Here is a 22,482-nt window from a genome sequence, read left to right as displayed (position 1 = left end):
GTGGAATCATTCTTCGCCTGTTGCAGGAGAACGTCCTCGACCGCCGCTCCTTGGCCACCCGTGAGCGGCTGCGCATCGCGAGCGGCCACGCCGACTCGAAATCGGAACCCGCGCTGACCGCGAACTCGAACAACGCGCAACCCTCATCCAACTCAGCCCCGGAGACCTCGGAATCACGTCAGGCTAGGTTTCCTGCGTCTTGGCTGAACACCGGATCAAGAATTGCTGCCACTCGAACGACCTGTTCGTCCAGGTTCTCCTCGCAAACAGCTTCGAGCTTCTCTTTGCGACGCCAGGCAGCCCACTTCGACTGTCCTACTGCTCCGTAGCCTTCAAGGAGTGGCGTGATCGGCTTCAACTCGATACCCCGATAGTCAGATACTGCTCGGACTGCTTCTAGCAGTACCTCGGCGCCTAGTCCGGCGTTTCCGAGTGCCACGATGTCGACGTAATCCCTCCATCGAGTGCTCGTGATCCCGCGTTCGAGAATCGTCACACCCTTCTCAGCAACCGTTGATTCGGGGGCGTATCCGATGAGCTTGATGGGTTCGCCGAGAATTCTGTCGAGCGTCACTTCGCGCGGTGCTGGCACGATCGGATCTCCGGTTGACACGTCCCACGCCACCGTTCCCCTCCAGCTACTGATAGCGACTTTCACGCGCAGACGAACTCCGGGGTATTCGGCGCCGTCGCGGATCTCCTGAACAGTGAGAGTGTCGAGATCGAACTCGACCCCATCATCAGATTCGATCGCTGCGGCATCCCGAACAACGGCCGCCAGGTGTTCAGGCGAGACTTCCGCTCCGACCGCGTTCGAATCAGCGTCCTTCGTCGGGCGACGAACGCCGTACGCGCCGAGCAGATTCCCACCCTTCAGTACGAAATCATGCGCATGAGGTGTGCGATTCAGCCGGTCAAGAAACGATTCGAGCGCGTGTCGAATCAGATACTCCTCCCGTTGGTGCCGGGACACCTCGCTTTGCCGCGACCGATCGAGCTGCCGACTGAAGTTGACGGTACACGTCGTTGCCGGTCATGTAAGTGCCTCCAAGGTTTGCAGGAGCGGAGCTTTAGCTCGCGGGAGTTGTGTGGCGAACGCCATCAGCTCGGCGGGCTTACCGCCGCGGCGGAGCCATTCTTTGGTTGCGTCACGAGCCACTTCGTACCCGACTGACGACCGAAGGCGGAAGCAGTCTGTAATCGTGCGCTCGGCGCTGTACAAACCGATGTGTTGCGAGCTGCCTGGAATCAAGATCTCGTCACGTCCAAGTTCAAACGTTGCAGCGTCAAAACGATGCCAGCGAATCGCTCCTTCAGTCGCCGGTGCACGCATTCCGCGCGGGATTGCGACGTCCAGAGCATCGGGAATCGCATCGGTGAGGTCGTAGTACGCAAGCGCAGAAAGCAGACAAATGGTGGCCTCTGGTCGCCGGGTAGCTGCTTCAAGCTGATCCCAGTCCATCGCGGGCGCGTCAGCAGGCAAGTAGACGCCTCGGCCGATGCGTTCCCACCGTCCATCTGCATGCCCGCGATACAGGGCACTCCGCTTCTCAGCGGCAGCCTTTGGCCTTAAAGCCTTCACTTGACCACATCCTGACACGATTCGTATACATGTAATGTTATCTGAGTACGTTACGTTTCGCGAGGCAATGTGCTCGACGAATTATTCGCCCTCATCCAAACACCTTCTCCAGCGCCGCGGTTACGGGGTCGACGGTTTCGTTGCGGCAAATGTAGTGCTTAGTCGTGATCGTCGGGTCGGTGTGGCCAAGCAGCTGCGATGCCAGCTCGACACCGGCAATTTCGCTGATCGTGGTTGAGACCGTGCGGCGGAACTTGTGCGAGGTGACGCCTTCGATCCCTGCGATGTTCATCACGTGACGTGGCTGGCGGCGCACTTTGTTTGTTGTCAGCGGGTGCCCTCGCGAGAGCAGAACAGCAGTGCGTCGGGGTCAATCGTGTCGAGTTTCTTCAATCGAAACTGCACGGCCGTCGCGGCAAATCCCGGAAGCTGAATCGTGCGTCGCGACCGCGCCGTCTTCGGATGATCCTGCCGCGTTGTCAGTTCGCCCTTTCGGGCTGGTGATGGTTCCGGTGATGCGCACGGACGGCATGCTCAGGTCGATGTCGCGGCGGCGGATCGTGAGAACCTCACCGATGTGAGCGGAGGTGCCCGGCATGACCTCGATGATTGCGCCGGGTTGCCCACCTAGCTTCGGCACCGACGCCTCGCGTCCGGCCCCCGAATACAGCCGCGACATTCCGGGTATTAATAGAGATTGCGGCGCATCAGGCTCGCAAACACCATCAGCCAGTTTTTTCTTGCGTGTACCCTTGCGTGTACATTGCCACCAAGAAACGACAAAGCCCCGACCAGATTTACCATCTGATCGGGGCTTTCTGTCGGGCTGACAGGATTTGAACCTGCGACCCCCTGACCCCCAGTCAGGTGCGCTACCAAGCTGCGCCACAGCCCGTTGTTCTGCGCTCACGCGCAGGCAACTCCCCTATCTTAGCGGGATCTCAGCGCCTTCGCGAACCAGCATCCGAACCTTCCCTTGCCTGTGTCGGAGCCCCGGCGTAGCGTGCCGATATGCCAACCATCACGACCGCTCTTGCCCGTCCCGAGCTCTGGGACGACATCCAGCACGCGTTGAGCGGTGGCGGCGACGGACGAAGTTGCCAGTGCGTTTGGCCCGTGCTGACGAACAAGGAGTGGGAGTCCACGAGCCTCGACGCGCGCACGACGATATTCCAACAGGAGATCGCCTCCGACTCCTCACCCGGCCTCGTCGCCTACGTCGACGACGAAGCCGCAGGATGGATGCGCATCGGGCCGCGTCCGGCCCAGCGCCGCCTCGCCCGAACCAGCAACATCATCACCACCACCCGCGAACCGCTCGATGACGACAGCGTCTGGGCGGTCACGTGCTTCGTCGTCCGTAAAGAACACAGAGGGCAGGGCATCAACGCCGCGCTCCTGAAGGCCGGAATCGATTTCGCCCGGGCATCCGGCGTCCGCGTCATCGAGGGCTACCCGATCAACACCGCGCTGACGGGCGTGCGTGTGAACGATCTCTTTCACGGCGCGCTGTCGACCTTCTTGAACGCGGGGTTCGCCGAAGTGCCGAGTACCAAACCCAACCGACCGCTGGTGAGTCTCGACCTCCGCGGCTGAGCCGCCGATCTACGATGGGGGGATGCAGCGCAGCACCCCACCACGCACCGTCCTGGCCTGGGCTTTCATCCCGTACGTCGTGATGTCGATCGTGCATGTGATCGCCCTGGCCGTTCAAAGCGACATCGCCGGTCCCACCAAGCTCTGGCTCATGCCATTGCTTGCTCTGCCGATCCTGCTCTCTCTGAGGCTTCGTCCCCATCTGGCGATTGCACTCCTCGTGGCAGCCGTGTTCTTCTCCTGGCTCGGCGACGGTGCCGGTGCCTTCTTCCCGGGCGGGCCCGAACTCCCCCTGATGCTGCTGTTCTTCGGCATCGCTCACATCGCGTACATCATCGTGTTCCTGCGCACCCTGCGCATGCGAAAGATGCCGCCGTGGGCACTGGTCTACGCCGCTTGGTGGGTCGCCATGGTCGCCGTCCTCGGCCCGCACACGGGCCCGCTGCTACTCGCCGTCGCCGGGTACGGCCTGGTACTCGGCAGCACCGCCGCGTTCTCGACCCGCTGCCATCCGCTCATCATCTGGGGTGGTGTCTTCTTCCTCATCAGCGACACCGTCCTCGCTTTCCGCCTCTTCCTCTCCGACACGATGCCGCAGTGGACGAGTCCGCTGGTGATGCTCACCTACACGCTCGGCCAGGGGCTGATCATCGCCGGTGCTCTCGTGACCCTCCGTCTGAGAAAAACCTCATGATGGATGCCCCGGTCAGAGTCGACAGTTGGCTGTGGGCGATCCGCATCTACAAGACCCGCTCCGCCGCCACAACCGCATGCCGCGCCGGGCATGTGCGCGTCAACGGCGAAAAGGCCAAAGCCGCCCAGATGGTGAAGCCCGGTGACGAACTGCGGGTGCGTATCAGTGGGTTTGACCGTCTCCTCGTCGTCCGGCAAACGCTCACCAAACGCGTCGGCCCGCCGGTGGCCGCACTCGCTTACGAGGACCGCACTCCCCCGCGCGACCCGGTTGCCGCCCTTGGCCTGCGCGACCGCGGTGCAGGCCGCCCGACGAAACGCGAAAGACGAGACATCGACCGGTTGCGCGGGCGAGACTGAGTCCGCTCAGCCCAGCCTTTCGCGCAGGCTCGGCCACGCATCGGCAAACCCCGGATGCAGTGGACGCTCGGTGACCTCATCGACAGGCACCCACTCCAGAGCCACGCTCTCGGGGTCGCTGATCACCGGCTCGAACGGCCTGACCACGTCGGCGACGACCGTCGTATACGACCAGATCTTCAGATCGAGCACACTGGTGAACCGTGGCGAAACCGCCCCCACGGGGACACCTGCTTCTTCCGTCGCCTCACGCAACGCCCCGTCGATCGCAGATTCGCCCTCGTGCAACGCTCCCCCGGGCAACCCCCAGGTGCCGCCGAAATGACTCCAGCTGACCCGGTGCTGCAACAGGATGCCGCGCTCGGCATCCACCGCCAGTAAACCGGCTGCGCCGAAACGCCCCCAGTACTTCTCCCCGGTCGCCGCAACAACCCAGGCGTCACCCGGATCCCGCGGCCCATCCGGACGTCGCGGCTCACCGGGAACTGGAGGAACGATCGTCATTACCTCAGCATTTCACAGCATCCACTCCTCTGGGTCGGCGACAGACACGAGCGGCAACGTAACTCTGGGAGAATAGTCGGGTGAAGCTTCTCGTCGCCGCCCTTGATTCCGAACTCGTCGCCTTCCCCGAAGATCTGCCCGGGTTTGAACGCCTCGTGACCGGACCCGGCAAACTCAAGGCCACCTTTGCCCTCACCCGCGCCCTCGACGCCGGCACCTACGACGAGATTCTCGTGCTCGGCACCGCCGGTGCTCTCGACGAGTCCGTCGCATCCGGTGTCCACGAGATCAACTGGACGTTCCAGCACGACGTGATCAATGAAGAAGGCGTCCGCGGCGAGCATGTGTCTATGCCGCAGCGTATGGATCTCGGCGACGGCGACATGGTCATCGCCACCGGAGACAGCTTCATCGACGATGCCGATGCCGTACAGCTGATCCTGGCGCTGGGCGGTCGCCTCGTCGATATGGAGTCGTACGCGTACGCGTGGGTCGCCGCGCAGTTCGGCGTACCAATCCGCATTTGGAAGGCCGTCTCCGACCGCGCTCAGGATGACGCGAACACCACCTGGACTGAGGCCGTCACCGCGTGCAGCCACCAGCTGCGCGAGCGTCTTCGCGACGAGTACGGCATCTGAGCGGCCCCAGCCCCGCGACGATCAGCTCAGCGCGGGCGTAGGTGCCCCCGAGCGCAGACGTGCGGCCGCGAGCTCTTCCGCCGCCGCGAGGGGCGTGATCCCACGCTCTGCGGAATCGGTGAGGATCGTGCGGACAGTGTCGCCGATCTGCGCGACGCGCTCCATAATCTCAGCCCGCGTGCCGAGTTGCTTGGCCTCATGGTCGAGATAGATCACACCGCCAGCGTTGACGACGAAGTCCGGTGCGTACAGGATGCCGCGCGAAGCTAGCCGATCCGCACCGCTGTGCGAAGCAAGCGGATTGTTCGCCGGCCCGCAGACTGCGGCGGTGTCGAGGGCATCAATGACCTCGTCCGTCAGCAGCCCGCCGATGCCGGCCGGCACGAACACATCCGCCGGCACAAGGTGCTCAGTGCCAGGCTCCACCCACTTCGCCCCCAGCTCGCCCGCCAAATGCTGACGCGCGGAGTTGACGTCGGTGACCGTCAGCACCGCCCCCTCGGTCGAAAGCCGAACGGCGAGGCGTCCGCCAACCTGGCCGAGTCCGGAGATCGTGATGCGGCGCCCAGCCACGTCCGCCGAACCCGTGGTGCGCTCCAGTACAGCGCGCAATGATTCGTAGACGCCCAGGCTCGTGGGCCCGGCCGGTTCGCCCGAGCCACCGGCAGCATCCGGAAGTCCTACGACATGGGCCGTGCGCTCAGCAACAACAGCCATGTCGTCCATGGTCGAGCCAACGTCCTCGGCGGTGCGGTACAGACCGCCCATCGATTCCACTGCGTCGCCGAGATCGAGGAACGCATCACGACGCCGTTGCGCGTCAAGCTCGGTGCCGGGCTCCAGCCCGATGACGGACTTTCCGCCGCCAGCATCCAACCCTGCCGTCGCATTCTTCAACGTCATCGCTGCGGAAAGACGCAGGGCGTCACCGAGAGCATCGCTCCAGTGCGGGTACGTCCACAGCCTCGCACCGCCAAGGGCAGAACCGAGCACCGACGAGTGCAGCGCTACCGCAATGAGCAGGCCACTGCGCCGTCCGGTGATCACCTCCACACGTTCGTGGGCGAACTCGGGCAGGGGCAGGGTATGCGACATTGCAACCTCTTTCGACGGGCCTTGTGGGCGCAGAAGGTGGATGCCGCTGTGTCGCAGCATCCACCTTCTATTGCATCACTCGGTCAGCCGTTAGGCAACCTTCTGCGACTAGCGCTGGCGCTTCTCCCGAACGCGCATGTTGATGACGATCGGCGTGCCCTCGAACTCGTAGAGCTCACGCAGTCGACGCTGAATGAAGCGCCGGTAACCCGGGTCGAGGAACCCGGTCGTGAACAGCACGAACGTCGGCGGGCGCGTCGCGGCCTGCGTACCGAACAGGATGCGCGGCTGCTTGCCACCGCGCAGCGGGTGCGGGTGCTCGGCGATCAGTTCGCTCAGGAACGCGTTGAACTTGCCGGTGGGAATGCGGCGATCCCAGTTCTCCAGCGCCGTCTCCAGCGCCGGGACGAGCTTGTCGAGGTGACGACCGGTTTTCGCGGAGATGTTCACGCGCGGAGCCCACGCAACGTGCGCGAGGTCCTGCTCGATCTCACGCTCCAGGTAGCGGCGGCGGTCCTGGTTCTCCATGTCGTCGTCGGTCAGGCGATCCCACTTGTTGAACGCCAGCACGAGCGAGCGTCCGGATTCAAGAACGAGATCGATGATGCGCACGTCCTGCTCGCTGAGCGACTCAGAAACGTCCAGCACGACGACAGCGACTTCCGCTTTCTCAAGCGCAGCCGAGGTACGCAGCGAAGCGTAGAAGTCAGCGCCCTGCTGCAGGTGCACTCGCCGACGGATGCCGGCCGTGTCGATCAGGCGCCACAGCTTTCCGCCGAGTTCGACGACCTCATCCACCGGATCACGGGTGGTTCCGGCCAGTTCGTTGACAACGACGCGGTCTTCGCCGGCAGCCTTGTTCAGCAGCGACGACTTGCCGACGTTCGGACGCCCGAGGATCGCGACGCGACGGGGACCGCCGATCTCGTACTTCGCGACCGACGAGATCGACGGCAGCTTCTCAAGCACGGCGTCCAGCAGATCCGCGACTCCTCGACCGTGCACGGCCGAGGTCGGGTACGGCTGGCCGAGACCGAGGCTCCACAGGGAGGCGATCTCCGGCTCCTGGCGGGCATCGTCGATCTTGTTGGCGACGAGGAACACCGTCTTGCCGCTCTTGCGCAGCAGCTTCACGACGTGTTCGTCGGTGGAGGTGGCCCCCACCATCGCGTCGACGACGAACAGCACGAGGTCCGAAAGGTCGATCGCGACCTCGGCCTGGGCTGCGACCGAACGGTCGATGCCCTTGGCATCCGGCTCCCACCCGCCGGTGTCGACCAGCGAGAAGCGCCGGTCGTTCCATTCGCCCTTGTAAGTCACGCGGTCGCGTGTGACACCGGGGGTGTCTTCCACGACTGCTTCGCGGCGCCCGAGGATGCGGTTCACCAGCGCGGACTTGCCGACGTTCGGACGTCCGACGATCGCCACGACCGGAAGTGCGGGAAGGAATTCGACCCCGCCCTCGGTCTGCGCAAGGCCGGCAAGCAGCGCGGCGTCATCCTCGTCCAGGTCGTAATCGGCGAGACCGGCGCGCAGAGCCTCCGCACGCTGTTCGGCGAGCTGTTCGTCAAGCTCATCCATCTTCTCGGCGAGGTGGTCGGGACCACCCTCGTATTCGTCAGCGGCCATGTTCCGCTCCTTGCTTTCGTTCGATCACCGCGAGTACGGCGTCGATGGTCTGTGGGAAATCGAGGTCCGTCGAATCAACGACTTCAACGCCATCTGCGGCGTTCAGGAAGTCGACGACGGCGCTGTCCGAAGCATCGCGCTTGTGCAGCGCTTCTGCAACGGCAGCGGCATTCTCGCCGGCGAGTTCACCGGCTCGTCTGGCCGCCCGCACCTCGGGGGCGGCAGTGAGAAGAATCCGTACCGCAGCGTCCGGGGCGACCACCGTGGTGATATCGCGCCCTTCCACGACGACCGCTGGGTAGGGCGATGCCGCCACCAGCGAACGGAAGAAGATGTTGACCTGCTCGCGCACCGCGGGAACTCGTGCGACGCCGCTGACTGCTCCGGAGACGCGGGGCTCACGGATCGCTGCCGTGATGTCGTTATCGCCGACAGCGACGGTGCGGTCATCAGGGTCAAGCCCGAGACGAAGATCGAATTCGGATGCCGCGGCCAGAACGGCTTCGGCATCCTCGGTGTCAGCACCACGCTCGAGGACGTGCCAGGCCAGCGCCCGGTATGCAGAGCCGGTGTCGAGGTAGCCGTAGCTGCGCGCGCGGGCGACAGCCTTGGAGACACTGGACTTGCCAGAGCCTGCCGGTCCGTCGATGGCAATGAACTTGCCCGCTCCGGCCACCCCTTCGACAGGCTCAGCCAGTGGCGCGGGGATGGAAGGGTCACTCATTGGTTGCTCCTGCAATTCGCCATCCGCGCGTGTGCAGTCCTTCGATCGCGCCGAGCAGCGCAGCCGGGGCCACGCTGATCTCAGCGAGGCCGAACTGCGCGCCTGGCGAATGCTCCAGGCGCAGGTCTTCTACGTTCACTCCGAGCTCGCCGAGCTCACCGAACAGGCGCCCGAGCTGCCCCGGGGTGTCGTCGACCATGACGACCAACTGCTCGAACCGGCGATTCTGACCATGTTTGCCGGGCAGACGCTCCACGCCGTCGTTTCCCTGACGGATCGTCTCGGCCACAGCGCGGCGTGCACCGGGTGCCTCGGGTTCGCGAAGCGCATCCGACACGGTGCGCAGGTCTGCGGCGAGCGCGTCGAGAACCTCGACCACCGGCTGCGCATTGGCGCCGAGGATCTGCACCCACAGCTCCGGCGCGGAAGCAGCGATCCGCGTGGTGTCGCGCACCCCCTGCCCTGCCAGACGAAGGGCGTCCTCGTCGGCGGTGGCAAGTCGTGCGGCCAGCAGACTGGCAACCACCTGCGGCACGTGCGAGGTGAGCGCCACCGAACGGTCGTGCTCTTCGGGAGTCATCTCCAGCGGCATCGCTCCGACGTCGAGCGCGAGCGCCTCTACGAGCGCGAGATCAGCAGCCCGGGTTTCCTCGTCACGGCAGACAACCCACGGGCGACCGATGAACAGGTCCGCGCGTGCGGAGATCGCTCCCCCGCGCTCGCGTCCGGCAAGGGGATGCGAGCCGATGTAGCGGGTGATGTCGACACCGCGTTGCTTGAGCAGGCGGAACGGTTCCAGTTTGACGCTGGCGACATCAGTGACCACGGCATCCGGGAATCGAACAAGTTCCGCCTCGATGACGTCAGCTGTGACATCCGGCGGGACGGAAACCACGATCAAAGCGGGCGCGTCATCATCGCGAGCGGCACGCCCCGCACCGTAGTCAATCGCCAGGCGGAGTTGCGCGGGCGAGGTGTCCGACAGGACGACGTCCACACCCTTGGCTGTCAGCGCGTGCCCGATACTCGACCCGAGAAGGCCGGCACCGACGATGCGCACCGTCCCCGAAAGCCGCAGCGCTCGGCTGCTGCCATGGGTTCTGGCGGTCTCGGTCACTCGTTCTCCTGGGCGTCTCCCGGCGTGGTGTCCGAGGAGGAATCATGGCGCGAGAGAGTCAACAGCGCACCACGTTCGATTTTAGTCAGTTCCCGGGTCTTCCCCGCCGGGAGAGTTCCCAGGTGGAGCGGGCCGAACTGGCGACGGACGAGTTCAGTGACCGGATGCCCGACAGCGGCGAGCATCCGGCGGACGATGCGGTTGCGTCCCGAGTGCAGGGTGAGCTCTACCAGGCTGGAGGCGGCTTGACCGGTCACTGAGCCGGTCGACGTGTCCAGCAGTCGTGCCTTGTCTGCCTTGATCGGGCCGTCTTCGAGCTCGATCCCGCGGGTCAGCTGCGCGATCACCTGCGCTGTGACCGTGCCCTCGACCTTGGCGATATAGACCTTGGTGACCCCGAACGAGGGGTGCGCGAGCACATGTGCGAGTTCACCATCGTTCGTGAGGATGAGCAGGCCACTGGTCTCAGCATCCAGCCGTCCGACGTTGTACAGCCGCTCTTCCCAGTCCTTCGTGTACTGACGCAGATCCGGGCGGCCGTTCTCGTCTTTCATCGTGCTGACGACACCGGTGGGCTTGTTCAGCATGACGTAGCGCTTCGACACATCGAGTTGGATGGCGGTGCCGTCGACGTCGACCAGGTCGTTCTCCGGGTCGATCCGCCGTCCCAACTCTTCGACGACTTTGCCGTTGACGCGGATTCGGCCCTCGACGATGTACTGCTCCACCACGCGACGGGATGCCACGCCTGCCGCCGCGAGGACCTTCTGCAGGCGCACGCCGTCCGGTAATGCTCCGTCACCGAGGCTTGTGGACGGGTCGGGTGTCGAGTCATTCATCGGATATTTCCTTCGTCGAATCCATCAGCGCCGTCATCGAGGAGCGGCGATATCGGGGGCAACTCGTCGATCGAGTTGATACCCAGGTTCTGTAACAGCGCATCGGTGGTGCCATAGTTGATCGCACCGGTCTCAGAATCAGCGAACAGTTCGGTGATGAGCCCGCGGGCAAGAAGCGTGCGTACGACGGAATCGACGTTCACAGCGCGAATGGATGCCACCTGGCTACGCGTGACCGGCTGCTTATAGGCGATCACGGCCAGGGTTTCCAGCGCGGCCTGCGACAGTCGGGCCGGCGCCTGCCCGCCGATGAACTCGGCGACAAGCGCGTCGTGGTCCTCACGAACATACAGTCGCCATCCGCCACCGACCTCGCGCAGCTCGAACCCTCGCCGCGGTCCCTGCCCGTTGCCGTCGTAGTCGTCGACGAGCGTTTCGATCGCCTGGCGCACGGCCGGCACCGGAGCGCCCACGGCCGCCGCGAGAGCGACGAGTCCCAGAGGCTCATCGATGATCAGCAGAATCGCCTCGAGTTTCTCGGTGAGTGGTGAGACCGGCACTGCCTCGTCGACAGACTCGGGGCTGGTCGAAGTGTCATCGGTCATAGTCGGCCCCCAGGCTCGCAAGTGTCTCGTCAGACCAGGAATCGGCGGCCCAGCGCAGCGTCAGCTCGCCGAGCGGTTCGATCTGTTCGAAGGAAAGGGCTGCGTGTCGGTAGAGCTCAAGCACGGAGATGAACCGCGCGACGACGATTCCTGGCTCGGTCGTTCCGGAGACCAGCTCACGGAAGGTGAGGGACTCGGTGTTGCGCAGCAGAGTCACCACGATGGCGGCCTGCTCTCGAATGCTGACCAGCGGCGCGTGCAGGTGGTCGAGCCCGACACTGGGGATGTCTTTCGGCGCAAAGGCGAGCAGCGCGAGCGCCGCGAAATCGTCCACGCTCAGTGTCCACACCAGCTCCGGCGTCTGCTTGCGGTGCTTCTCGTCGAGGCGCACGGCGCGCGAGTGGCGCCGATCCTCTCGTTGCAGACAACGGGAGAACCAGGTCGATACCTCTTTGAAGGCCCGGTACTGCAGCAGTCGCGCGAACAGCAGATCTCGCGCTTCCAGCAGCGCAACGGCTTCGGCATCGACGAGTTCACCCTGAGGCAGCAGGCCCGCCACCTTCATATCCAGCAGGGTGGCGGCAACGACGAGGAATTCGGATGCCTGATCCAGCTCCTCGTCCGATTCAAGCGCGCCGAGGTACGTGATGAACTCATTGGTGACCGCGCTCAGCGAGACCTCGGTGATGTCCATCTCATGCTTGGAGATGAGATTCAGGAGAAGGTCGAACGGGCCGTCGAAATTCGACAGGGAGACGCGGAACCCTTCGACAGGTTCTTCGCTAGGCGACGGCGCCACGGGCGACCAGCTCCCGGGCCAGTCGCAAGTACGCCTGGGCGGCGGCATGCTCTGGCGCGAACTCGGTGATCGGAACACCCGATACCGATGCGTCAGGAAACTTCACCGTGCGTCCGATCACAGTTTCCAGCACGTCATCGCCGAATGTCTCGACGACCCGTTCCAGCACCTCACGGGAGTGCAACGTGCGTGCGTCGTACATGGTCGCAAGCAGCCCGTCGAGCTGAATGGCCGGGTTGAGCCGATCACGAACCTTCTCGATGGTCTCGATGAGCAGAGCCACACCACGCAGCGCGAAGAACTCGCACTCCAACGGAATCAGCACACCGTGGCTGGCCGTGAGCGCGTTGACGGTGAGCAGGCCGAGCGAGGGCTGGCAGTCGATGAGGATGACGTCGTATTCACTGGAGACCTGACGCAGCACGCGGGCGAGGATCGTCTCACGCGCAACCTCGTTGACCAGGTGCACCTCAGCGGCAGACAGGTCGATGTTCGCGGGCATCACGTCGAGCCCGTCGACGGAAGACTTCACGATGACATCGCGCGCATCGCGCTTGGTGTCCAGCAGCAGGTCGTAGATTGTGGGCACGTCGTGCGTGGGAATCCCGAGGCCGGCCGAGAGCGCACCCTGCGGGTCGAAGTCGACGGCGAGCACCTTGCGACCGTACTCAGCGAGGGATGCTGCCAGGTTGATCGTTGTCGTGGTCTTGCCGACTCCGCCCTTCTGGTTGCACAGCGCGATGATTCGCGCCGGACCATGGGACTCCAACGGGGCCGGGATGTCGAAGCCGTTATACGGACGCCCGGTGGGTCCCATCAGGGTGCCGCCAGCGTTCGACGTCTTACCCTTGGACTTCGCCACGTTCTGAGCCACCGAATCTCCTGCTTCCTTCGTGCTTGCTCGATTCTACCGATTGACTGCCCGTTGTCTTCCGCGCCGCCCCGCTCTCCCCCAGATCCCCGCTTGATCCCCGATTGATCCCGGCTTGCGAGTGGGTAGTTGTGGCTCCTTCTGGACGAGAAAGTGAGCCACGCGCGGCCACTCGCAACTAACGCGCCCGCGGATGCGAGGTCGCGTAGATGTCACGCAGCGTGTCCACCGACACATGGGTGTAGATCTGGGTCGTTGCGACGGATGCATGGCCCAGCAGTTCCTGCACCACGCGCACATCTGCGCCGCCCTGCAGCAGATGGGTCGCGAACGAGTGGCGGAGCGTGTGCGGTGATACTTCGGCGGTGATGTGCGAGGCCTCGGCCGCCGCACGGATCACCAGCCAGGCACTCTGACGTGAAAGCGGCGCTCCGCGTGCGCCGAGGAACAGCCGTGCTGATGCCTGGCCCTTAGCTGCGAGGGCCGGCCGCACCCGCGTGAGGTAGGCATCCACGGCATTCCGCGCAAACGAGCCGAGCGGCACGATGCGCTCCTTGGAGCCTTTGCCGCGAAGACGCAGCACGTCACCATGGGCGAGGTCGTCGACATCGAGGCTCACTGCCTCCGATACGCGTGCACCGGTCGCGTAGAGCAACTCGAGCAGAGCACGGTCGCGAATGCCGATCGGTTCCTCAGCAGACGGTGCCGCCAGCAGCCGCTCGACCTGGTCGATCGAAAGCGCCTTCGGCAGACGTTGCGGAGCCTTGGGCGGTCGAAGCCTGCCACTGGGGTCTTCGAGCTCGATTCCCTCGCGCACGAGAAAACGGTGCAGCCCCCGTACCGACGACTGCAGCCGCGCCAGGCTTGTCGCGGCAGGACGCGGCACCATGGCCGAACGGTCGGCGATGAAGCGGCCGATGATGGCCCCTGTCACCGCTGACGTGTCGTTGACCCCAACATCTGTCAACCAGGCCAGGTACACAGCCAGATCTCGGCGGTACGCGCCGACGGTGTGCTCGGACAGCCCGCGCTCGATCGTGACGTGTCGGAGGTACGCATCGATCGCGCGGTCGATCAGCACGACTAGCTCCGCAGTCTCCGCTCGGCCGCGAGCGCGCCGATGGAAAGGATGCCGTTGTGCAAACGCCCGGCAAGCACGCCGTCGACGACGTCAGACAGCGCCACCCACTCCACCCGGATGTCAGCTTCTTCATCGGATCGCTCGTAAACGGCCGCTGCCGAGTCGATGCCGGTGGCGAGATAGATGTGAATCATCTCGTTGTTGCCGCCCGGCGTCGTCCACGTCGACACCAGCAGCTCCCAGTGTCGGGCGACGATATCGGCTTCCTCGGCCAGCTCGCGCTGGGCCGCGACCATCGGCTCTTCCCCCGCGATATCAAGCAGCCCCGCAGGCAGTTCCCAGTCACGGTGGCGGATCGGATGCCGGTACTGCTGGATCAGCAGCACCCGGCCGTCGTCGTCGAGCGCGAGCACAGCGACCGCGCCGGGATGATCGACGTACTCGCGGGTGATCTCACCATCACCGTAGGCAAGGCGATCAGATCGGACATCCCACACCCAGCCCTTGTAGACGACATCACTGTTGACGGCCGCGGGCTCAAAAGGTTCGTCGCGCAGGCCGGCCTCAGGCATCTCGACGAGCAGAGCAGCCGAAGACTCAGGCATCGGACTCCACGTCGAAGAGCTCGCTGGAGCGGTGGCGCTCGATGGCAGCACCGATCAGACCGCGGAACAACGGGTGCGGGGTCGTCGGACGCGAACGCAACTCAGGATGCGCCTGCGTTGCGATGTAGTAGGGGTGCACGTCGCGCGGCAACTCCGCGAACTCGACGAGATCGAGCTCGGGGTTCAGACCCGAGAACACGAGCCCAGCATCCGCGATGCGCGCACGGTAGGCGTTGTTGACCTCGTAGCGGTGGCGGTGGCGCTCGGAGATCTCCGTCGAACCGTAGACCTCAGCCGCCAACGAGCCTTCGGCCAATGCCGCCTGGTACAGCCCGAGCCGCATGGTGCCGCCCAGGTCGCCGCCATCGATGATGTCGACCTGCTCGGCCATGGTCGCGATGACCGGCTCCGCCGTCTCAGGGTCGAACTCGGTGGAGGATGCTCCGGCGATACCGGCCACATTGCGTGCGTACTCGATGACCATGCACTGAAGACCCAGGCACAGGCCAAGAGTCGGAATGCCCTGTTCGCGCGCGAACTTCAGTGCGCCGAGCTTGCCCTCGATGCCGCGGATGCCGAAGCCGCCGGGAACGCAGATGCCGTCCAGGTCGCCGAGCGCCTTCTCCGCGCCTTCCGGCGTCTCGCAGGAGTCGGAGGGGATCCAGCGGATGTTGACCTTGGTCTCCTGCGCGAATCCGCCAGCCTTCAGCGCCTCGGTCACCGAGAGGTAGGCGTCGGGCAGGTCGATGTACTTGCCGACAAGACCGATCGTCACCTCGTGTTTGGGGTTGTGCACAGCGTGCAGCACCTTCTGCCAGCGCGACCAGTCGACTTCGTTCGCCTTGGCGTCGAGTCCGAGCCGGCGCGCGATGTATGAGTCAAGGCCCTGGTCGTTGAGGGTCGAGGGAATGTCGTAGATGCTGGGCAGATCGACGGTGTTGATCACACCTTCGACGTCGACATCGCACATGAGCGCGATCTTGTTGCGATTGCTCTCGCTGACGGGTCGGTCGCTGCGCAGCACGAGCGCGTCGGGCTGGATGCCGACCTGGCGAAGGGCTGCGACCGAGTGCTGTGTCGGCTTGGTCTTCTGCTCCCCCGAAGCCCCCATGAACGGCACGAGCGAAACGTGCACGAAGAACACGCTGTCTCGACCGAGTTCGTGGCGCAGCTGGCGCGCTGCCTCGAGGAATGGCTGCGACTCGATGTCACCGACGGTGCCGCCGACCTCGGTGATGATGACGTCAGGCTTCGGCGTCTCGTCGGCCTGCAGACGCATCCGGCGCTTGATCTCGTCGGTGATGTGCGGAATAACCTGCACGGTGTCGCCGAGGTACTCCCCACGGCGCTCCCTGGCGATCACCTGCGAGTAGATCTGACCTGTGGTGACGTTGGCCGCCTGCGACAGGTTGATGTCGAGGAAGCGCTCGTAGTGGCCGATGTCGAGGTCCGTCTCGGCGCCGTCGTCGGTGACGAAGACCTCACCGTGTTGGAACGGGTTCATCGTGCCGGGATCGACGTTCAGATAGGGGTCGAGCTTCTGCATGACCACGCGCAGACCGCGCGCGGTGAGAAGGTTTCCCAGGCTGGCTGCTGTGAGCCCCTTGCCCAAAGATGAAACGACACCGCCAGTCACAAAAATGTGTTTGGTCGTGTCGTTTTTGGGCCCCGCATCAGAAGAGTTCATCACGGGCTTCAATCCTAACAGTTAGCTCAGACCGGAAGGCTGAGAAGTTCTCGGGCATGGGTGAGGGCTGCGTCGGAATCGGCGAGTCCGGAGAGCAGTCGTGCCATCTCCTCTTCGCGCTCGTTCCCCTCCAAACGGCGGACACTGGACGCGGTTACGGCACCATCATGAGCTTTCACGACGGTGAGGTGGTTCGAGGCGAAGGCTGCGACCTGAGCGAGGTGCGTCACAGCAATCACTTGAGAAGTCTCTGCAAGCCGGGCGAGTCGCCGCCCAACCTCGATCGCAGCGGCACCACCGATTCCGGCATCCACCTCGTCGAACACGAAGGTGGGGACGGGGTCGGTTCCGGCGATGACAACCTCGATGGCGAGCATCACGCGCGACAGCTCTCCGCCGGACGCACTCTTGGCGACTGACCGCGGTTCAGCACCAGGGTGGGGTGCAAGCAGAATCGCCACATCATCGCGGCCACTGGCAGTTTCCGTTCCCGCACGCACCTCAACCTCGAGGCGCGCATCCGGCATTGCCAGCGCATGCAACTCTTCGGTGACCGCGGCGCCGAGGCGCGTGGCCGCTTCTGTCCGAGCCTTCGTCAACCGGGTAGCGGCATCATCCAGTCGCACACGTGCGGCGTCGCGCTCTTCGTGCAGTCGTTCCAGGCGGTCGCCGTCGTCGTCAAGCTCGGCCAGTCGTGTGGATCCGCTCTCCCAGAGCTCCAGCGCTTCGTCCAACGACCCGTGCGTGCGGATGAGTGCCGTGAGCGCCGCGCGCCGTTCTTCGACCGCCGCGAGCTCGTGCGGCCCGGTCTCGTCGAGGTCGGCGAGGTACGCGGAGAGCTGCAGCGCGAGATCTGTCACCCGGTAGCCGACATCGGCGATGCCCTCGGCAATCTCGCTGAGCGTGGTGTCGGCAGCCCTCTCGAGGTTGCGGCGCGCTTCAGCCAGCAGCTCCGCGGCGTCTGGTTCGTCTTCTTCGCTCGAGAGCGCGTTGCGCGCAAGGGATGCCGCGAGCCGCAGCTCTTCAGCGTTGGCGAGCCGCTCGGCCCGCTCGGCGAGAGCTGTGTCCTCGCCTGCCTCCGGCGCAGTCGCCTCGATCAGCTCCAGCGCCTCACGCAGCCGGCCCGCTTCTTCAGCGCGTCGGTCACTGTTCTCGGTGATCTCGATGATCTCCGAGTTCAGATCACGCCACCGCGTGAACGCCTCCGCATACGCCGCCACAGCAGTAGCGATGGGTGCTCCGCCGAAGCGATCAAGAGCGTCTCGTTGCGCTGCCGTTGATCGCAGGCGAAGCTGCTCGGACTGCCCGTGCACGACCACCAGTTCATCGGCCAGTGCTGACAAAACGCTGGCCGGCGCCGCCCGTCCGCCGACACTCGCCCGGCTGCGCCCCTCGGCGCTGAGCGTGCGCGAGACATACAGCTCACTGCGGTTCGCATCGATGGGTTCCAGTTCGCCGCCGGCATCCGCCACGATATCGGCGACAGCCCCTGTCGTCGGCACGATCCAGACACCGGCCGCCGATGCCTGCGCTGATCCTGCGCGCACGGCACCGGAGTCGGCGCGCTGGCCCAGCAGCAGTCCGAGCCCAGTGACGACCATGGTCTTTCCGGCTCCGGTTTCACCGGTGATCGCGGTGAACCCCGGGCCGAGAGGCAGTACCGCGTCGGCGATGACTCCGAGCCCCTGCATCCGCATCTCTTCGATCACGTCTGCGCTCCGCCGCTCTGCCCACGCCAGCCGGCCACTGGCAGCTGGAACTTGCGTACGAGGCGGTCAGTGAACGCGGCCGGATGAAGGCGTGCCAGACGCACCGGACGAGACGATCGACGCACGACAACACGCGCTCCGGGAGGAAGCTCATGCGAACGACGCCCGTCGCACCACAGAATGCCGGTGCCATCGGTGCGTTCGAGCATCTCGATGGCGACCGAGGCATCCGGGCTCACGACGAGCGGGCGCGCGAACAGGGCGTGCGCGGACAGCGGGATTACGGAGATCGCTTCTACGCCGGGCCAGATCACAGGGCCGCCCGCCGAGAAGTTATATGCCGTGGAACCGGTGGGAGTGGAGATGACCATGCCGTCGCAGCCGTAGCTCGACAGCGGCCGACCATCAATTTCGAGGACGACCTCGATCATGCGCTCGCGACTCGCCTTTTCGACCGTCGCCTCGTTTAGCGCCCACGTCTCGAAGACGACCTCTCCCTGAGCATCCTTCACGCGAACGGCCAGAGCAAGACGCTCTTCGACGTCGTAATCGCGGGCGATAACACGGTGCACGGCGTCATCCATGGCATCCCGTTCGATCTCGGCGAGGAAGCCGACGTGCCCCATGTTGATGCCGAGCACGGGGGCGCTGCGGGTGCCGCGAACCAGCTCAGCGGCACGCAGGATGGTGCCGTCACCGCCCAAGACGATGGCCAACTCGAGATCGTCCACAGCGACGACATCGCCCAACGTGTCGACGTCGGCGAAGATCTGATCAACGGCGGAAAGTTCAGTACGATCATCGACTGCCAGCACAGGCCGTGCGCCGGCGCTGCGCAACAGGTCGATGACACGACGGGCTGCTGCGACGGTGTCTTCCCGGCCGGCATGGGCGACAACCAGGATATTGCGCTCGTTCATCGTCCTCCTGCCAGCTCGTCGATGCGTCCCGTCCATTCTGTCGGATTGCTGCCGCGTCCGGGCGCCATGTGGATGAGGAACTCCGCGTTGCCATGCGTGCCGAGAATCGGCGAGGCGACGATCCCCAACATGCCGAGACCAGCATCCCAGCCGTGCCAGACGACGCGGGCAACAGCATCCGCACGCGTGGCCGGATCAGTGACCAATCCGCCCCTGACGGCTGTGCGCCCGACCTCGAACTGCGGCTTCACGAGCACGACGATGTCCGCAGTCGGCGCAGCAACCGCCGTGGCAGCCGGGAGAATCAGCTCGAGTGAGATGAAAGAAAGATCGCCCACGATCAGGTCCGGGGCTTCGGCTTCGCCGGTGGCTTCGGCCAGGCTTGCAGCCGTCATGTAGCGGACGTTGAAGCCTTCGACATTGACCACGTCCGGGTCTTCGGAGACTGAGGCGGCGAGTTGCCCATGCCCCACATCGACAGCGAGCACCTTGCGCGCGCCGCGCTCGCGCAGAACCTGGGTGAATCCACCGGTGGATGCCCCCATGTCCAGGGCGAGCCGACCGGTCGCCTTGACGTCGAAGGCATCCAGAGCAGCCACGAGTTTGTGTGCCCCGCGGCTGACATAGTGATCAGTTTCGGCGACGTCGATTCGGGATGATTCGCCCACCGTTGCGGAGGGCTTGATGATCTGTCGACCATCGACGCGTACCAGGCCTGCCGCAATCAGCGTGGCGGCATGGGTTCGAGAGCGCGCCAGACCTCGAGCGGCCAGAGCGGCGTCGAGACGAGTCACTTCGCTCCCGACGAATGCTTCTCTCGAGAGTCGAGCTTGGTGCCGCTCTCCAGACGTCGGAAAAGTTCGTCGTGGAGCGTCGTATAGGCATCGGCGCGCGCGGCAAGGGGCTGGCCCTCGATCAGGCGCAATCTGCTCCAGAGGCCGTCGGTCGGCGCAGCCCTATCTTCATCGCTCACAGTTCCACTGTACGTGCCACTACCGACATGGTCGATGCGGCGCACTCACGGACGATGGAACGGGTCTTCGTAGAGTTTCTCCGGCACGCGAAGCACGAACACCGGCGTTCCGGAGTCCCAGATCGCCGTCGCACCAGCACGCACGAGATCGATCTGGCGCTTGCCCTCGGCGAGGATCTCGACGTCGCCGCCGGTGACGCGAACGGATGCCCCGTTCACCGTGACCACGCCGTCCTTACGCTGGGTCTGCGGGTACGGCTCATGCAGTTCGCGCAGATCACTGAGGATGAAGGTGGGACGCGAGCCCTCGGGCGCTGCCAGCACATGCTTTGGCCGGTCGATACCGGTCAGCACCAGCGCCGAATCAATTCCGGCGCGTGCGGCACCGAGGATATCGGTGTCGAGGCGGTCACCGATGAAAAGCGACTTTGCTGCGCCGAAGCGGGCCAGAGCTTCTTCGAAGATGGGAACTTCCGGTTTGCCGGCCACTGTGGCGAGGCGGCCGATCGCCGTGTGAACTGCGGAAACCAGAGTTCCGTTGCCCGGTGCAACGCCGCGCTCTCGCGGAATGGTCCAGTCGCTGTTGGTGGCGATCCAGGGAATGCCACCCTCTTCTTCCGGTAGCTTGAGCGCGAATGCCGCCTCGGCGAGGTCAGTCCAGGCCACGTCGGGCGCGAAGCCCTGAACGACGGCATCCGGCGCGTCCTCTGCGCTGCGGGTGACCGAGTAGCCGGCCTTCTCCGCTTCGACGACAAGGCCCTCTCCCCCAACGATCAGCAGGGTTGCAGGAGCGGGAACCATCGTCTGGAGCAGACGCATGGCTGCCTGCGGACTGGTCACGACATCGTTGGCCACAACAGTCAGTCCGAGCGAGGTGAGGTGTTCGGCAACTGAGACATCAGTGCGAGACGCGTTGTTGGTGATGTAGCCGATGCGACGGGTCTCAGCTGCGGTGTTCAGGCTCTCAACCGCGTATGGGAGTGCGCCAGGGCCGGCGTAGACGACGCCATCGAGATCAGCCAGCACAACGTCGACACCGTCCAGCGGAGTCGGGCGAGACTTGGAGAAAAACGCCACTCAGGATGCCCCTTCTTCAGTCGGACCGTCTTCTTCCTCGATCAGGCCGTCTTCGATGATGATTTCTTCTTCGTCATCGCCACTCAGGCCGAGTGCGTCAGATGCGACCTCAGCGCGCTCTGCCCAGAAAGCAGCCTCGTCATCGCGTCCCAGATCTTCGAGTACGGCGGCATGCGCGCTGAAGAGAGCAGGGCTGAATTCGAAAGCACGGTCCGGGTCGAGTTCCGGAATCTGCAGCTCGCCGAGCGCGAGCTCGAGCTCGCCCTGGTCGAGTCGCGCACCTGACATCGCGATCGCAAGTGCGACGCGAACAGGAGTTGCCAACTTCGAACGATCGACGGCGCGTCCGGTCTCCAGCGCGCGGTCTGCGCGGCCGATGCCGCGTTCGCTGTCCACCATCAGAGCGATCTGATCGTCTTTGCCTGAAATCCGGCGGTAGGTGCGCAGTTCGCGCAGCGCGAGTGCGAAGTCGCCGATTGAGTAGGCGGTGATCGCCAGCGACTCGCGGACGATGGCGATACGGCCGGCACGACGGGATGCCGCCAGAGCGTGCTCGTGCGCCAGAGCGGGGTCTTCATCGATGAGACGAGCGGCCATCGCCAGGTGTCGCGCGACCTGCTCTGCGTTCTCCTTGCTCAGAGTCTTCAACTCGTTACGCGCGGAGGCGTGCAATGCGTCGGCACCGACGTCTTCTGGAATCAGTGGATCATCGTGCCGCGGACGGTCATCCGACTGGCGATCCGGACGGTCGCGTCCCGTTCCCCCGCGCTGCGGGAAGCCCCGACCAGCGGGCCGGTCATCGCGGCGTGATCCGCCGTCACGACCCTGGTAGCCACCCTCGCGACGGGGCGCACCGTCACGCGACTGGTAACCGCCTTCACGACGAGGCGCAGCACCATCACGACGAGGCGCACCATCACGCGACTGGTAACCGCCCTCACGACGAGGTGCAGCACCATCACGACGAGGCGCACCATCACGCGACTGATAACCGCCCTCACGACGAGGAGCAGCACCATCGCGACGAGGTGCACCACCATCACGGCGCGGAGCACCACCATCACGCGACTGGTAACCGCCCTCACGACGAGGAGCAGCACCATCACGGCGCGGTGCGCCGGACTTGCCAGCAGCAGTTGAGCGATCGGATCGTGGGCGCCCCTGACGGTCGTCGCGTCTGGGACTGGAGCTTTCATCGCGTCGTGGGCGACGCTCATCCTCGTTCGGCATGATCCTGATTCTCTCAACTTCCTGTAAAACGCAAAATGGCCACCCAGCGTTGGGTGGCCATTTTGTCTAAAAGAAGTTCGGCGGTGTCCTACTCTCCCACAGGGTCCCCCCTGCAGTACCATCGGCGCTATGAGGCTTAGCTTCCGGG

The 22,482-nt window shown here is 64.7% G+C and carries 25 protein-coding genes, 1 tRNA gene, 1 rRNA gene and 1 pseudogene; 4 read left to right on the top strand and 24 right to left on the bottom strand.

Annotated features, from left to right (window positions below; genetic code table 11):
• Positions 1-178 precede the first annotated feature (178 nt).
• The 4 genes from ACSU1L_RS00140 to ACSU1L_RS00125 form a co-directional block, all read right to left on the bottom strand.
• A complete protein-coding gene (locus tag ACSU1L_RS00140; protein WP_439254185.1) occupies positions 179-973 on the bottom strand; it encodes a nucleotidyl transferase AbiEii/AbiGii toxin family protein in 795 nt (264 codons plus the stop codon).
• A gap of 60 nt (positions 974-1,033) precedes the next feature.
• Entirely contained in the window at positions 1,034-1,462 is a 429-nt protein-coding gene (locus ACSU1L_RS00135) for a type IV toxin-antitoxin system AbiEi family antitoxin domain-containing protein (RefSeq protein WP_439254184.1), read from the bottom strand.
• 211 nt (positions 1,463-1,673) lie between these two features.
• Positions 1,674-1,934: a tyrosine-type recombinase/integrase gene (locus tag ACSU1L_RS00130; RefSeq protein ID WP_439255022.1), complete on the bottom strand. Its 261-nt coding sequence runs from the start codon at positions 1,932-1,934 to the stop codon at positions 1,674-1,676.
• Between the two features lie 469 nt (positions 1,935-2,403).
• Positions 2,404-2,477 (bottom strand) — tRNA-Pro (locus ACSU1L_RS00125).
• A 116-nt stretch (positions 2,478-2,593) separates the two neighbouring features.
• Here ACSU1L_RS00125 and ACSU1L_RS00120 point away from each other — a divergent pair.
• From ACSU1L_RS00120 to ACSU1L_RS00110, 3 genes are read left to right on the top strand one after another with little or no spacing between them, the layout of a single operon-like run.
• A complete protein-coding gene (locus tag ACSU1L_RS00120; RefSeq protein ID WP_439254183.1) occupies positions 2,594-3,178 on the top strand; it encodes a GNAT family N-acetyltransferase in 585 nt (194 codons plus the stop codon).
• Between the two features lie 22 nt (positions 3,179-3,200).
• On the top strand, positions 3,201-3,872 hold the full coding sequence (locus tag ACSU1L_RS00115) for a lysoplasmalogenase family protein (protein ID WP_439254181.1): 672 nt from the start codon (positions 3,201-3,203) through the stop codon (positions 3,870-3,872).
• A complete protein-coding gene (locus tag ACSU1L_RS00110) occupies positions 3,869-4,231 on the top strand; it encodes an RNA-binding S4 domain-containing protein (protein WP_438255263.1) in 363 nt (120 codons plus the stop codon). The genes ACSU1L_RS00115 and ACSU1L_RS00110 overlap by 4 nt, the downstream gene beginning before the upstream one ends.
• Before the next feature lie 12 nt (positions 4,232-4,243).
• Here the strand turns inward: ACSU1L_RS00110 and ACSU1L_RS00105 are convergent.
• Positions 4,244-4,735 (bottom strand): annotated as a pseudogene (locus ACSU1L_RS00105) (NUDIX domain-containing protein); the annotation flags it as partial.
• A gap of 80 nt (positions 4,736-4,815) precedes the next feature.
• Between ACSU1L_RS00105 and ACSU1L_RS00100 the strand changes: the two are divergent.
• Positions 4,816-5,373 (top strand): nucleosidase, encoded by a 558-nt coding sequence (locus ACSU1L_RS00100; RefSeq protein ID WP_439254179.1) that lies wholly within the window; start codon positions 4,816-4,818, stop codon positions 5,371-5,373.
• A 21-nt stretch (positions 5,374-5,394) separates the two neighbouring features.
• On the opposite strand, the gene ACSU1L_RS00095 is transcribed toward ACSU1L_RS00100, so the two are convergent.
• From ACSU1L_RS00095 to rrf, 19 genes are all read right to left on the bottom strand, one after another.
• Positions 5,395-6,468, bottom strand: a complete 1,074-nt coding sequence (locus tag ACSU1L_RS00095) for a Glu/Leu/Phe/Val dehydrogenase dimerization domain-containing protein (RefSeq protein ID WP_439254178.1) — start codon at positions 6,466-6,468, stop codon at positions 5,395-5,397.
• A gap of 108 nt (positions 6,469-6,576) precedes the next feature.
• Positions 6,577-8,097, bottom strand: a complete 1,521-nt coding sequence (gene der / locus ACSU1L_RS00090) for a ribosome biogenesis GTPase Der (protein ID WP_439254177.1) — start codon at positions 8,095-8,097, stop codon at positions 6,577-6,579.
• Positions 8,087-8,821 (bottom strand): (d)CMP kinase, encoded by a 735-nt coding sequence (cmk, locus tag ACSU1L_RS00085; protein ID WP_439254176.1) that lies wholly within the window; start codon positions 8,819-8,821, stop codon positions 8,087-8,089. The genes der and cmk overlap by 11 nt, the downstream gene beginning before the upstream one ends.
• Entirely contained in the window at positions 8,814-9,938 is a 1,125-nt protein-coding gene (locus ACSU1L_RS00080) for a prephenate dehydrogenase (protein ID WP_439254175.1), read from the bottom strand. The genes cmk and ACSU1L_RS00080 overlap by 8 nt, the downstream gene beginning before the upstream one ends.
• Positions 9,935-10,777: a pseudouridine synthase gene (locus tag ACSU1L_RS00075; RefSeq protein ID WP_438255257.1), complete on the bottom strand. Its 843-nt coding sequence runs from the start codon at positions 10,775-10,777 to the stop codon at positions 9,935-9,937. The genes ACSU1L_RS00080 and ACSU1L_RS00075 overlap by 4 nt, the downstream gene beginning before the upstream one ends.
• The gene (scpB, locus tag ACSU1L_RS00070; RefSeq protein ID WP_439254173.1) at positions 10,774-11,382 is read right to left on the bottom strand and encodes an SMC-Scp complex subunit ScpB; all 609 of its coding nucleotides are present in this window, start codon (positions 11,380-11,382) and stop codon (positions 10,774-10,776) included. The genes ACSU1L_RS00075 and scpB overlap by 4 nt, the downstream gene beginning before the upstream one ends.
• On the bottom strand, positions 11,372-12,181 hold the full coding sequence (locus ACSU1L_RS00065) for a segregation and condensation protein A (RefSeq protein ID WP_439254172.1): 810 nt from the start codon (positions 12,179-12,181) through the stop codon (positions 11,372-11,374). Before ACSU1L_RS00065 ends, scpB begins: the two co-directional genes overlap by 11 nt.
• Positions 12,165-12,998, bottom strand: coding sequence for a ParA family protein (locus ACSU1L_RS00060; RefSeq protein ID WP_438255451.1), 834 nt, complete (start codon positions 12,996-12,998; stop codon positions 12,165-12,167). Before ACSU1L_RS00060 ends, ACSU1L_RS00065 begins: the two co-directional genes overlap by 17 nt.
• Positions 12,999-13,230: 232 nt before the next feature.
• Entirely contained in the window at positions 13,231-14,133 is a 903-nt protein-coding gene (gene xerD / locus ACSU1L_RS00055) for a site-specific tyrosine recombinase XerD (protein WP_438255254.1), read from the bottom strand.
• 2 nt (positions 14,134-14,135) lie between these two features.
• Positions 14,136-14,738, bottom strand: a complete 603-nt coding sequence (locus ACSU1L_RS00050) for an NUDIX domain-containing protein (protein ID WP_439254171.1) — start codon at positions 14,736-14,738, stop codon at positions 14,136-14,138.
• A complete protein-coding gene (locus tag ACSU1L_RS00045) occupies positions 14,731-16,425 on the bottom strand; it encodes a CTP synthase (protein WP_438255450.1) in 1,695 nt (564 codons plus the stop codon). Before ACSU1L_RS00045 ends, ACSU1L_RS00050 begins: the two co-directional genes overlap by 8 nt.
• A 26-nt stretch (positions 16,426-16,451) precedes the next feature.
• Entirely contained in the window at positions 16,452-18,134 is a 1,683-nt protein-coding gene (gene recN / locus ACSU1L_RS00040; protein ID WP_439254169.1) for a DNA repair protein RecN, read from the bottom strand.
• Complete coding sequence (locus ACSU1L_RS00035) at positions 18,131-19,054, bottom strand: NAD kinase (protein ID WP_439254168.1); 924 nt, start codon at positions 19,052-19,054, stop codon at positions 18,131-18,133. Before ACSU1L_RS00035 ends, recN begins: the two co-directional genes overlap by 4 nt.
• Positions 19,051-19,848, bottom strand: coding sequence for a TlyA family RNA methyltransferase (locus ACSU1L_RS00030; RefSeq protein WP_439254167.1), 798 nt, complete (start codon positions 19,846-19,848; stop codon positions 19,051-19,053). The genes ACSU1L_RS00035 and ACSU1L_RS00030 overlap by 4 nt, the downstream gene beginning before the upstream one ends.
• Positions 19,845-20,027, bottom strand: a complete 183-nt coding sequence (locus ACSU1L_RS00025; RefSeq protein ID WP_438255248.1) for a hypothetical protein — start codon at positions 20,025-20,027, stop codon at positions 19,845-19,847. Before ACSU1L_RS00025 ends, ACSU1L_RS00030 begins: the two co-directional genes overlap by 4 nt.
• Positions 20,028-20,072: 45 nt before the next feature.
• On the bottom strand, positions 20,073-21,104 hold the full coding sequence (locus ACSU1L_RS00020; protein ID WP_439254166.1) for an HAD-IIA family hydrolase: 1,032 nt from the start codon (positions 21,102-21,104) through the stop codon (positions 20,073-20,075).
• Positions 21,105-21,752 (bottom strand): hypothetical protein, encoded by a 648-nt coding sequence (locus tag ACSU1L_RS00015; protein WP_439254165.1) that lies wholly within the window; start codon positions 21,750-21,752, stop codon positions 21,105-21,107.
• 50 nt (positions 21,753-21,802) lie between these two features.
• Positions 21,803-22,321: a hypothetical protein gene (locus ACSU1L_RS00010; RefSeq protein ID WP_439254164.1), complete on the bottom strand. Its 519-nt coding sequence runs from the start codon at positions 22,319-22,321 to the stop codon at positions 21,803-21,805.
• A gap of 88 nt (positions 22,322-22,409) precedes the next feature.
• Positions 22,410-22,482, bottom strand: a 5S ribosomal RNA gene (rrf, locus tag ACSU1L_RS00005); the annotation flags it as partial.

It is taken from the genome of Microbacterium sp. A94 (genome assembly GCF_051842855.1).
Lineage (GTDB): Bacteria > Actinomycetota > Actinomycetes > Actinomycetales > Microbacteriaceae > Microbacterium.
The sequence above is the reverse complement of the archived record's forward strand: the minus strand, read 5'-3'. Positions and strand labels throughout refer to the sequence as shown.